Below are 11644 nucleotides of genomic sequence, written 5' to 3' on the forward strand. Positions count from 1 at the left end.
GGGCCGCTGCCGTCCGACCGCTTCGACGGCGCTGCCGACGCGGGAGACGCGACCCGACACCACATGACCGGCGTTCCACATGGACATGGATTTCGTTTTCATCTACCGTGAACGGTGCCGACACCGCACGAGCCACAGGGGGTGATGTGCCATGGGCGGCCGGACGACACGGCAGCGCAGGGCGGCCATGCGCACACTCGCGGGCTGCCAGGACTTCGTGTCGGCACAGGAGTTGTACGCCCTTCTGGTGGCCGGCGACCACGCGATCGGCCTGACCACCGTCTACCGCGTCCTACGTGAGCTGGAGGCGGACGGCGGCGTGGACGTCGTCCGCGACGAGCGGAGCGCAGCCGGAGCGCATGGGGGCACCTCCCGTGCACGAAGGGCTACGGGGGAGGGTGGGCGGCTCTACCGGCTGCGCCCCGCCGACGGGCACCGCCACTACCTGATGTGCCGTGACTGCGGCCGCAGCCGGCCGGTGGACTCCGAGGTCGTCGAGGAATGGGCGGACCGGATCGCCGCCGACACCGGCTTCGCCGCGGTCGAGCACACCGTCGAACTCACCGGCGTCTGCGCCGACTGTCTGCCCCGCACAGACGGATGCCGGCCGTCCGGGGACGAAGGAGAAGCACCGCCATGCCACTGGGATCGCGCCCCGGACCCGCGGGGCCGAGTCCGCAGCTGCGCGAGCTGAAGAAAACCGTACGTGTGCTGCTCGGGCTCGACGCGGACACCGCCGTCATGGTCCGCCGGCTCGCCTGCACCGAACCGGGCTGTCCGCCGCTGCAGACGGTCGTCGCCGTGCTGCCGACGGAGGGCGAGGCCCGCCGCCGGCCCCTGCACCGTCCCGCCTACCAGATCACCGAGGACGACCTGCGAACCGCCCTGCTCGCCCTTGAACAACACGACCAGGAGATTGACTTGACCACCGAACCTCGCGACCTGGGGGCGCCCCCGGTCGAGCGAAGCCGAGGCCGGGGGCGGGTCGCCGTCGCCTCCGGCCGTTGCGGGCTCGTACTCGACGCGGAGGGAGGCGAGTTGTGGCGCACGGAGCCCGCCGCGTCCACCGTCACCGCATTCGCCTGGCGGCCGGGGGCCGCCGGGCACCTCGCCAGCGGCGCGGATGGGACCGCAGCACTGTGGTACGCCACGGCCGGGCGGCCGCAGGCGTGCCTGCGGCCGATGCGCGAACTGGACGGCACCGGTGCGGCGGTCGCGGCGCCGGCCTGGGCAGGCCCCCACCTGCCGGCCGTCGCCCGGCGGGACGGCCGGATCCGGACGTACGGCGTGCCGTCCCGGACCGCGGTGTGAACCGGTCCGTGATCCGGGCGTCCGCTCCCCGGCCCTGCACCCTCGTCGTGTGCCGGGGCTGCTGCTGCGGCAACCCGCGCAAGCACCCCGGCACCGACCACGCCTGGCAACTGGACCGGCTGCGCGCCGACGCGGCGCAACACGGCTTCCAGGTCCGTACGACGGACTGCCTCGGCCCCTGCGACCAGGCGAACGTCATCGTCGTACAGCCGTCGACGTCCGGGCGCCGGGCCGGGGGCCGTGCCGTCTGGGTGGGCTTCGCGATGGACGACGACTGCACCGACGACCTGCTGCGCTGGGCTGCGGAGGGCGGACCCGGTATCGCCGAACCGCCGGCCACTCTGGCGCTCCAGTTCATCCGCCCACCGCGCGAGGCCCGCGCCCGTGTACGCCGATGACGTCGACGCCGGTGGCCGCGACGTCCTCGCGGCCGCCCGGCTCGACGAGGCCACCGCCGCTTCCGTCGCCACGACGCTCCAGGCCCTGGCCACACCGTCCCGCCTGCTGATCCTCACCACTCTGCGGCAGCGCCCGTACCCGGTCGGCGAACTCGCCGCCGTCGTCGGCATGGAACAGTCCGCCGCCTCCCACCAACTGCGCCTGCTGCGTGCCCTCGGCCTGGTCACCGGCCGCCGCGACGGCCGCCGCGTCGTCTACAGCCTCTACGACGACCACGTCGCCCAGCTCCTCGACCAGGCCGTCCACCACGTCGAGCACCTGCGCCTCGGGGTACGCGACCTCGACTGACAGTGAGGGGTGTCCCAGCAGTCGCGACACCCCCTCCCATATGCCCGGATTGCCCTATATTGACTTGACGACGCACGGCCTGCGACAGCAGCACCCACAGGCCGCCGAACGGCACCCCCAGGAGCAGCGCATGGCCACCGCCGCCGAACACCGCACCCACGACGACCACACCCACACCCACGGCGAGGGATGCGGACACGTCGCCGTCCCGCACGGCGATCACACCGACTACGTGCACGACGGGCACCTCCACAAGTCCCACGACGGCCACGTCGACGAGTGCGTGACCGCCGGCCACACCACCCACGAGAACCACGACCACCAGCACGGCGAGGGATGCGGACACGTGGCCGTGCCCCACGAGGACCACGTCGACTACGTGCACGAGGGCCACCGCCACGCGGCCCATGAAGGGCACTGGGACGACCACTGACGCAACCGAAGTCGTTGTCGCATGACGATGCATGCGTGCGACAACGACTTCCCCTTCCCCAGCGCCACCGACGGACGAGCCGACAGGGGCGCTGCAAGCGGCCAGTGCCCCCAAGGGCACTGGCCTCACCCGTCCGCCCCCGGCACCGTCCGCGAGCTGCCGAAGGACGGAAAGCGTGTCCGCGAACCGTGAGCACCCTCGGGGCGAGCCGGCCGCCGATCTTCCAGCCCCGCACACCTCCCGCATCGCGATGGACGCCATCCGGCACACCCAGGAGCAGCCCACCAGTTGAGCGCCGGACCCTCGAGAGCACCGGGCACGTCGACGCCATACGGGACAGGACCGGCGAACCACTCGATCACCCGGCCGGCCGACAGGCACCGGAACTGTCCTCGCGCCGGCTTTGCGGCCTCAGCCTCGCCGCGGAGGCTAAAGCTCTCCGGCGCTGGGCCGACGGCGTGGCGACGACCGGATTCACCGAGGCCGAGCACATCGCGGAGGTCACGGGGATCCCGACCACTGCCGGACAGGAGCCGGACCGCGCGCATCACAGCCCTGGCGAGCACGTCAACAATTGGCAACGATTTTCATATACAACAGATCCAGCATGGTTTTGACATTCGTTTTCATCTAGCGTGATGTGTGCCCGGTCCGGCACCGGGCGGTCCCACGCGTGTGAAAACACCGTTCCCACCTGTCATGGAGGAACCATGCCCCCGTCCCCGTCCCGTTGCCTGGCGCTGATAACCGGCGCCGCCTCCCTGGCCCTTCTGGCAGGCTGCGGCAGTTCATCGGGCTCCGGAAGCGACGGGAGTGCCCAGAGTCCGGCGTCCTCGTCCGCCGTCCCGGTGGTCGCCTCGACGAACGTGTACGGCGACATCGCCCGGCAGATCGGCGGCGACCACGTCGAGGTCACCTCGGTCATCAGCGATCCCAGCCAGGACCCGCACTCCTACGAGGCCAACACCCAGAACCAACTGACCCTGTCCAAGGCGAAGGTCGTCATCGAGAACGGCGGCGGCTACGACGACTTCATCGCCAAGATACTGAAGAGCGGCGGCAACTCCTCCGCCGAGGTGATCAACGCCGTCAAGGTCTCCGGCAGGACCGCCCCCAAGGGCGGTGAGCTCAACGAGCACGTCTGGTACGACTTCCCCAGCGTCGCCAAGATCGCCGACAGCATCGCCTCCGCCCTGGGCAAGGCCGACCCCGCGAACGCCGCCGCCTTCACCAAGAACGCGGACACCTTCAAGGCGAAGCTGAAGCCGCTGGAGGCCAAGGAAGCGCAGATCAAGAAGGAGCACGGCGGCGATGCGGTGGCCATCACCGAGCCCGTGCCGCTGTACGTGATCGAGGCGAGCGGCCTGGTCAACAAGACGCCCGCGGAGTTCAGCGAGGCCATCGAGGAGGGCGACGACGTCTCTCCGAAGATCCTGCAGGAGACCCTGGCGCTGTTCACCGGCAAGCAGGTCAAGGCGCTGGTCTACAACGAGCAGACCTCCGGCCCCCAGACGGACAAGGTCGAGCAGGCGTCCAGGGCGGCGGGCATCCCCGTGGTTCCCGTGACCGAGACCCTGCCGAAGGGCAAGGACTACCTCGGCTGGATGACCGCCAACGTCGACGCGCTCGCGAGCGCGCTGGACAAGTGAGGCAGCCGGGCATGACCTCCGTGCCCCGAGCCCGGCAAGGCCGGCGCATGGACGGCGCCGCGGCGATCAGTCTGCGCGGCGCCGCCCTGTCCTACGGCGACCGCACGGTGTGGAGCGGTCTCGAACTCGACGTGCACCCGGGCGAGTTCGTGGCTGTGCTCGGACCGAACGGCGCGGGCAAGACCAGCTTCGTCCGGGCCCTGCTGGGCCGGCAGCCGCTGTCCGCCGGGACCTTGACCGTCTTCGGCCGGCCGCCCCGCGCGGCCAGTCGGGACATCGGCTACGTCCCCCAGCAGGCCGCCCTGTCCGCGCAGTCGATGCTGCGGGCCCGCGATCTCGTCCGCTTCGGCATCGACGGACACCGCTTCGGCCCGCGACTGCGCGCTGCCGCCGTTCGCCGCCGGGTGGACGAGATCCTCGAGTCGGTCGGGGCGTCGGCGTATGCCGATGTCCCGCTCGGCCTGCTGTCCGGCGGCGAACGCCGGCGCGTACGTATCGGGCAGGCCCTGGCCACCGACCCGCGTATCCTGCTGTGCGACGAACCGCTGCTCTCCCTGGACCTGCACCACCAGCGGGCCGTCACCGGACTCGTGGACGCCCGGCGCCGTTCCCACGGCACGGCGGTGGTCTTCGTGACCCACGAGATCAACCCGGTGCTCGGTCTGGTGGACCGGGTGCTGTACCTGGCCGGCAGCGGCCACCGGGTCGGCACCCCCGAGCAGGTCCTGACCTCCGAGTCGCTCTCCGAGTTGTACGGCACGCGGGTCGACGTCGTCCGCGTCCACGGCCGGGTCGTGGTCGTGGGAGCGCCCGACGAGCCGGCCACACCTCCCCCTCACACCCACGAGACCCGCGACACCCGCGAGACCGACGGAGTCCGCCCATGACGCTCGCCGACGGGATCTGGCACCAGATCTTCAGCTTCGACAACTACGGCGAACTGCTCACGCTGGTGCGCAACTCGCTCATCGCCGGTGCGGCGCTCGGCCTGATCGGCGGCCTGGCCGGTGTCTTCGTCATCATGCGCGACCTGCCCTTCGCGGTGCACGGCATCAGCGAACTGTCCTTCGCGGGCGCCTCGGCCGCGCTGCTGCTGGGGACGAACGTCGTGGCGGGCTCGATCACCGGCTCGCTCCTCGCGGCCGGCGCGATCGGCGTCCTGGGCGCGCGGGCCCGGGACCGCAACTCGGTGATCGGCATCCTCATGCCGTTCGGCCTGGGCCTGGGCGTGCTCTTCCTCGCCCTCTACAAGGGCCGGGCGGCCAACAAATTCGGCCTGCTCACCGGTCAGATCGTCGCCGTGGACACCCCGCAGACGACCTGGCTGCTCGGCACCTCCGCCGTGGTCCTGGTGGCTCTGGTGGTGATGTGGCGGCCGCTGTCCTTCGCCAGCGCCGACCCCGACGTCGCCGAGGCGCGCGGGGTGCCGGTGCGGGGCCTGTCGATCGCCTTCATGCTCGTGCTCGGACTCGCCATCGCCCTGTCCGTGCAGGTCGTCGGCGCCCTGCTGGTCCTCACCCTCGTCGTCACTCCCGCAGCGGCCGCCGCCCGCGTCACCGCCTCCCCCGTACTGCTACCACTGCTCAGCACCGTCTTCGCAGTGATCTCCATCGAGGGCGGCATCCTCCTCGCCCTGGGCAGCAGCATCCCCATCAGCCCGTACGTCACGACGATCTCGTTCACGATCTACGCCGTCTGCCGCTTGGTCGGCAAGTACCGCACCCGCCGTCCGGGAGCCAGAAGGACGGTCCCGCAGCCCGCCTGACCGAGCAGGCGGCGGCAGTCGCGGCGCGCAGTGGCCGACGCCATCTGCCGAGGAAGCCTGCGCGTCGGCCTCCGTTCGACCGGGCGCACGGTACGGGCACACACTTGAGGAGGGGATCCGTCACTCAGCAGCGGCGGAAGGAGTCCTTCATGCATCCCCTCACCGTCGCCAGTGGCGCAGCCGGGCGTCTCGCCCACTACGCCGTCTCCGGAGTGGTGGGCGGCCTGATCATCCGGGGAGTCACGAAACGCGCACCCGACGGCCAACCCGCCGTCCGGAAGGCCCTCGTCGGTGGTATCGCCCGCGGCATCGTCGTCGGCCGCTGGGTCGCATCGGCCGCCGAAGAAGCCCGGCTCAAAGCAGGAGACATGATCGCGGAGGCCCGCACCACGCTCGGTGAGGAGGCACCGCCGCCCTCCGCGGTGAACGTCGCGGACGACGATCACGGGCACGAGCACTGATCATGTCCGGCGTGGTCGTACGCTCCGTCGCCGCGGGCCGGGTCCGGCTGGTCGTTCCATGGGTGCGTGCCCGCCCCGGCAGCGCGGGACTGGTCGACGAGCGGCTGATGGGCATCAACGGGTTCAGGGCACTGCGGATCTTCCCGCGTACCGGGAGCGTCGTGGTCTGGATGGCGCCGGACCTCATCGACGTCGAGCGGCTCGTCGCGGCGCTCGAAGAGGCTCCGCCCGCGACCGCGCCGGCGAAGCCCACCCGGTCCACGCCCGACTCGTCCACCGGTGAGGTGGTCCGGCTGGTCGTCGGTGGCGCGGTCCTCGCCTTCGTGGCGCTGCGACGCCTGCTGGGCCGACCGAGGATCACGCTCGGTTCGTCCGGCTTCCTCGGCGTGGTCACCGTCTTCACCGGACTGCCCTTCTTCCGGGGAGCCCTGCGCTCTCTGCGCGGTCGCAGCCATCCGGGCACGGACACCCTGGTCACCGCGGCAACCGTCATCTCCCTGCTCCTGCGGGAGAACGTGGTGGCCCTCACCGTCCTGTGGCTGCTCAACATCGGCGAGTTCCTGCAGACCCTGACCCTGCGCCGCACTCGGCGCGCCATCGAGGAGCTGCTCACCATCGGTGAGGAGCGCGTCTGGCTCGTACGGGAAGACGGCGTCGAGGCCGAGGTGGCCCTCGAAGACGTCGCACCGGAAGACGTCGTCGCGGTGTACGAACACCACCGCATCCCGGTCGACGGACATGTCGTCTCCGGCGAGGCCCTCGTGGACCAGGCCGCGATCACCGGTGAGGCCCTGCCCGTCTACGCCCGGGAAGGCACCCACGTCTACGCCGGGACCATCGTCACCTCCGGATCGCTCACCGTCCGGGCCGCCTCGGTCGGCCGGGACACCACCGTGGGCCGGATCATCAGCCGGGTCGAAGAGGCCCAGTCCGACCGGGCGCCGATCCAGACCGTCGCAGCCCGCTTCACCCGGCACTTCGTCCCCGTCTCCTTCGCCCTGGCCGCACTCACCTACGCCATCACCCGCGACGCCCGCCGCGCCATGACCATGCTCCTGATCGCCTGTCCCTGCGCCGCCGGCCTGGCCACACCCACCGCCATCAGCGCCGCCATCGGCAACGGAGCGCGCCGCGGCACCCTCATCAAGGGCGGCACCCACCTGGAGGGCGTCGGCCGCGTCACGGCCGTCGTCTTCGACAAGACGGGCACGCTCACCTTCGGCCGCCCCCTGGTCACCAGCGTGGTCACCCTCAGCGACCGGTTCACGGCCGACCAGGTGCTCAGCCTCGCCGCATCCGGAGAGCTGCACGCCCGGCATCCGCTCGCCCAGGCGATCGTCGCCCGCACCGAGCAACAGCACCTGAACGTGCCCATCCATCAAGCCTGCGAGGTCGTCCTGGGCATGGGTATGCGCGCCGAACTCGACGGCACCCGTCTGCTGGTGGGCAGCCCCGCCCTGCTTCGCCGGCACGGCGTCGAACTCACCGACGGGGCGCAGGACTGGACCGAACAGCTCCGACGAGGCGGCGAAACCGTCATCTGCCTGGCCCAGGACGACGACCTGATCGGGCTGCTCGGGGTCTCCGACGCCGTACGCTCCGAGGCCGCAACAGTCATCCGGCAACTGCGCGACCTCGGCGTCTCACGACTGGTGCTGCTCACCGGCGACGCACCCGAGACCGCCCAGGTCGTCGCCGACACCCTCGGCATCACCGAGGTCCACGCCCACGCCCTCCCGGAGGGCAAACTCCAGCTGATCCGCGACCTGCGGAGCGAGGGCCACACCGTCGCCATGGTAGGCGACGGCACCAACGACGCTCCGGCCCTCGCCCTGGCCGACGTCGGCATCAGCATGGGCGAACACTCCTCCCACGTCGCGCTGGAAACCGCCGACATCGCCCTCGCGGGCAACGACCTGCGCCAGGTCGCCGCCGTCGTCGAACTCAGCCGCCACACCCTGCGCCTCGTCCGCCAGAACTACGGACTCGCCATCGGAGTCAATCTGCTCGGCCTCCTCGCCGGCACCGGCGGTTCCATGAACCCCGTTCTCGCGGCCCTGCTGCACAACATGAGCAGCATCGCGGTCGTCGGCAACTCGGCCCGACTGGTCAACCACACGCCGCACCTTCCCCGGGTGACCGACGGGGAGTTGAAGGCGGCTCCGTTGGAAGACCGTCGGGTGCACTGACACCGTGCTGCTTTGACGGGTGCAGCCGAGTCGCCGCGCGACGAGGACAGGACCCCTCGGGTGGTCTCGGCGGACCGGCCCGGTCCGCCGACGGAAACGGTGACAGCGGACACAGTGACAGCTGGCGGAGCGGCTGCGGGCCGGGGCGGGAGAGGGCGTCGGCGGAAGCGTTGCCTGCGATCTGTCCAAGGTGGACCCGGCACGCATGGTCCATTGCCTGGTCCACCGTGGCATGGAGGCGCTGCTGATGACGGTCCACGTCGATTCGTATGGCGGAAGGGCGCTGGTTCATCTCGTGGGGGTGAGCGGCAGGGCATCGGTGTACGCGTTCGCCGGCTTGGCGATCTTCTCCACGGAACGGGCGTCGAGCGCGGCGGGTGCGGAGCTCGTGCCCAGTTTTCCGCCGGGGTGCCAGGTGCCCGTGACGGCCACCCAGGTGTTGGCCGGCGGGGCCGGGGTGCGGTGGATCCGTACCTTCACGGACTGGGCGTCCGCCGCGCAACAGGAGATGACGATCCGAGTCAGAAACCAACTGTCGCCCTGCTTGTCGGAGGTGACGAAACCAGTCAACTGGACCGTACGCCCCTTGATGGCCCGCGTGCGGTCCTGCTGCACGCGGCGGATGAAGTCCGAAAGGGTCATCGGAAGCGGCGAGGTCGCGGGCAGCGGGTCGAAGTCGTCCTCGTGCGTGATGACCTTGGGCGGCTGACGGGAGGCGGTGTACGCGCCGAGAGCGGGCGGAGCATGGAACAGCAGGCTCAACGCCGGGAGAAACAGCAGCCACGCGGCACGAGGTGCGCCGGAGTGGTGGTGCCCGTGGCCGCTGTCGCCGTGGTCGGTGTGTTCGTCGCCCTCGCGCCGTCGCGCGTACGACACCGCGTCCGCCACGCCGAGCAGGATCAGCAGGGCTCCGGAGGCGATGAGCAGCGGGCGCATCCCCTCCGTGACGTACCGCAGGTACAGGTCGGTGAACAGGGACACGCGCAGCAGGCCGATGCCGCTGAGGACGAGCAGGGTCGTCTGGAGCGGGCGTCTCACAGCAGTGCTCCTCCGATCAGCGCGCTGGACAGAACCGCCACGACCACCGTGGCGGCGGAGAACCGGATCGCGAAGGCTCGGCCGAAGGTACCCGCCTGCAGGGCGATCAGCTTCAGGTCGACCATCGGACCGACGACCATGAACGTCAGCCGCGCGACCGGCGAGAACCCGCTCAGCGAGGCCGCCACGAACGCGTCCGCCTCCGAACACACCGCCAGCACGATCGCCAGCCCGGCCAGGAACAGCACCGACAGCCAGGGCGATCCGGAGAACGTGTCCACCACGGAAGGGGGCACCGCCACGTTGAAGGTGGCCGCCGCCATCGCACCCACCACCAGGAAACCGCCCGCATGCAGGAAGTCGTGCTGGAAGCCGACCCGGAACTCTTGCCACCGACTGCCACCCGCCTGATGCCCACGGTGCCGCGCGACCGGCCTCAGCCACTCGGCCCGCCCCAGCCACAGCCACAGCCAGCCCATCACCAACGCCGTGCCCAGGGAGGCCAGCAGCCGGGCGGCGACCATGGCCGGGTGCCCCGGGAAGGCCACCGCGGTGGCCGTCAGCACCACCGGGTTGATCGCGGGCGCCGACAGCAGGAACGCGAACGCGGCCGCAGGCGTGACGCCCCGCCCGATCAGACGGTTCGCCACCGGCACCGACGCGCACTCGCAGCCCGGCAGCACGACTCCCGCCGCACCGGCCACCGGCACGGCGAGCACCGGCCGACGCGGCAGCACACGGCTGAACACCTCTGCCGGCACGAACGCGTTGATGGCACCGGACAGGGCCGTACCCAGCAGAAGGAAGGGCAGCGCCTGAACGGTCACGGCAAGACAGACGGTCCGCCACGCCTGCATCGCCGGCGTCTCCATCCATCGGCCCCCGAGGTAGAGCACCACGCCGGGAACGGTGGCCGCCCCCAGCAACAGGAGCGGCCAGAACCGGGGCCAGCCAGGGGCGGTATCGTCCCCCGCCGTTCTGTCCGCGTCGGTGGCCTCGGCCTCCCCGGCCCGTTCTTCTGTTCTCTGCATGCCAGCTCCGCCTGTCAGATGTTCCGGTCAACATAACGGGCGCCGGCGAACACGAAATCCGAACGCGCCAAGTCCAGCGAGGACAAGCCCTGCCGTATGGCCGGTGCGAGCAGGCTCGACGGTTCCGTCTCGCTTCAGGTTGTCGGTCAGGCCCTTCTTCCCACAGCTCGGCAACGACGGTTCCCAGGTGCCATCCCCCCATATCCGCAGGGAGCCTGCCGCCCAGGCACTGGAGGAACTGACGACCGTGTTCGTCGGGCATTTGGCGCCCAAGGAACCTCTGAAGGTCGTGGTCGCCCACGAGCCCTCCGCGCCAAGGGACCTGCAGTACTCGGTCGCCGACGTCAACCGGCGCCTCCCGATGGCGCTGCTGGCCGGTGTCTTCGCACTCGCCGTCGTGGTCGTCGGGCGGCTGCGGGGCGTCATGGCGCTGGTCGCGCTGGCTGTCAGCTTCCTGGTGCTGAACCTGTTCATCCTGCCCGCGATCCTGCAGGGCTCGAACCCGCTGGCCGTGGCGGTCGTCGGGTCGAGCGCCATCATGCTGATCGCCCTCTACATGTGCCACGGCCTGTCCGCCCGTACGTCGGTGGCGGTGCTCGGCACACTGATCTCGCTGATGTTGATCGGCGTGCTGGGCTCACTCTTCATCGGCTGGGCCGCGCTCACCGGCAACACCGACGACAACACCGGGCTGATCCACGGCCTGTATCCGTCGATCGACATGAGCGGCCTGCTGCTGGCCGGCGTCATCATCGGCTCGCTCGGAGTCCTCGACGACGTGACGGTCACCCAGACGTCCGCGGTCTGGGAACTGCACGAGGCCAACCCCACGCTGGGCCGACGCGCGCTGTACCGTGCGGGCATCCGTATCGGACGCGACCACATCGCCTCCGTCGTCAACACCCTCGTCCTCGCCTACGCCGGTGCCGCGCTTCCGTTGCTGCTGCTCTTCTCCATCGCGCAGAGCGGCGTGGGCACCGTCGCCAACAGCGAACTGGTCGCCGAGGAGATCGTGCGCAC

13 protein-coding genes are annotated in these 11644 nt (G+C 70.8%); 11 read left to right on the plus strand and 2 right to left on the minus strand.

The window, feature by feature from the left end:
* Positions 1 to 151 precede the first annotated feature (151 nt).
* The 10 genes from RH94_RS17075 (at position 152) to RH94_RS17125 (ending at position 8555) form a co-directional block, all read left to right on the plus strand.
* On the plus strand, positions 152 to 694 hold the full coding sequence (locus RH94_RS17075; RefSeq protein WP_073948444.1) for a Fur family transcriptional regulator: 543 nt from the start codon (positions 152 to 154) through the stop codon (positions 692 to 694).
* On the plus strand, positions 637 to 1311 hold the full coding sequence (locus RH94_RS43660) for a hypothetical protein (RefSeq protein WP_234425836.1): 675 nt from the start codon (positions 637 to 639) through the stop codon (positions 1309 to 1311). The genes RH94_RS17075 and RH94_RS43660 overlap by 58 nt, the downstream gene beginning before the upstream one ends.
* A complete protein-coding gene (locus RH94_RS17090) occupies positions 1308 to 1709 on the plus strand; it encodes a (2Fe-2S) ferredoxin domain-containing protein (protein ID WP_234425837.1) in 402 nt (133 codons plus the stop codon). Before RH94_RS43660 ends, RH94_RS17090 begins: the two co-directional genes overlap by 4 nt.
* Positions 1696 to 2058 (plus strand): ArsR/SmtB family transcription factor, encoded by a 363-nt coding sequence (locus RH94_RS17095; RefSeq protein WP_073948445.1) that lies wholly within the window; start codon positions 1696 to 1698, stop codon positions 2056 to 2058. The genes RH94_RS17090 and RH94_RS17095 overlap by 14 nt, the downstream gene beginning before the upstream one ends.
* A gap of 130 nt (positions 2059 to 2188) precedes the next feature.
* Positions 2189 to 2491, plus strand: coding sequence for a hypothetical protein (locus RH94_RS17100; RefSeq protein ID WP_073948446.1), 303 nt, complete (start codon positions 2189 to 2191; stop codon positions 2489 to 2491).
* Positions 2492 to 3201: 710 nt separating this feature from the next.
* On the plus strand, positions 3202 to 4140 hold the full coding sequence (locus RH94_RS17105) for a metal ABC transporter solute-binding protein, Zn/Mn family (RefSeq protein WP_073948447.1): 939 nt from the start codon (positions 3202 to 3204) through the stop codon (positions 4138 to 4140).
* Between the two features lie 11 nt (positions 4141 to 4151).
* Positions 4152 to 5027: a metal ABC transporter ATP-binding protein gene (locus RH94_RS17110; RefSeq protein WP_073948448.1), complete on the plus strand. Its 876-nt coding sequence runs from the start codon at positions 4152 to 4154 to the stop codon at positions 5025 to 5027.
* Positions 5024 to 5905, plus strand: a complete 882-nt coding sequence (locus RH94_RS17115; protein ID WP_073948449.1) for a metal ABC transporter permease — start codon at positions 5024 to 5026, stop codon at positions 5903 to 5905. The genes RH94_RS17110 and RH94_RS17115 overlap by 4 nt, the downstream gene beginning before the upstream one ends.
* 149 nt (positions 5906 to 6054) lie before the next feature.
* Positions 6055 to 6366 (plus strand): DUF1490 family protein, encoded by a 312-nt coding sequence (locus RH94_RS17120; RefSeq protein ID WP_073948450.1) that lies wholly within the window; start codon positions 6055 to 6057, stop codon positions 6364 to 6366.
* A 2-nt stretch (positions 6367 to 6368) separates the two neighbouring features.
* The gene (locus RH94_RS17125; protein ID WP_073948451.1) at positions 6369 to 8555 is read left to right on the plus strand and encodes a heavy metal translocating P-type ATPase; all 2187 of its coding nucleotides are present in this window, start codon (positions 6369 to 6371) and stop codon (positions 8553 to 8555) included.
* Positions 8556 to 8843: 288 nt separating this feature from the next.
* Here the strand turns inward: RH94_RS17125 and RH94_RS17130 are convergent, their stop codons facing one another.
* Complete coding sequence (locus RH94_RS17130; RefSeq protein ID WP_073948452.1) at positions 8844 to 9593, minus strand: TIGR03943 family putative permease subunit; 750 nt, start codon at positions 9591 to 9593, stop codon at positions 8844 to 8846.
* Entirely contained in the window at positions 9590 to 10624 is a 1035-nt protein-coding gene (locus tag RH94_RS17135; protein WP_073948453.1) for a permease, read from the minus strand. The genes RH94_RS17130 and RH94_RS17135 overlap by 4 nt, the downstream gene beginning before the upstream one ends.
* A gap of 229 nt (positions 10625 to 10853) precedes the next feature.
* On the opposite strand from RH94_RS17135, the gene RH94_RS17140 reads away from it, so the two are divergent.
* The coding region (locus RH94_RS17140) for a YibE/F family protein (RefSeq protein WP_324614279.1) at positions 10854 to 11644 on the plus strand (791 nt) is incomplete at its 3' end.

Origin of the sequence: Streptomyces kebangsaanensis, assembly GCF_001906585.1 — a bacterium.
Lineage (GTDB): Bacteria > Actinomycetota > Actinomycetes > Streptomycetales > Streptomycetaceae > Streptomyces > Streptomyces kebangsaanensis.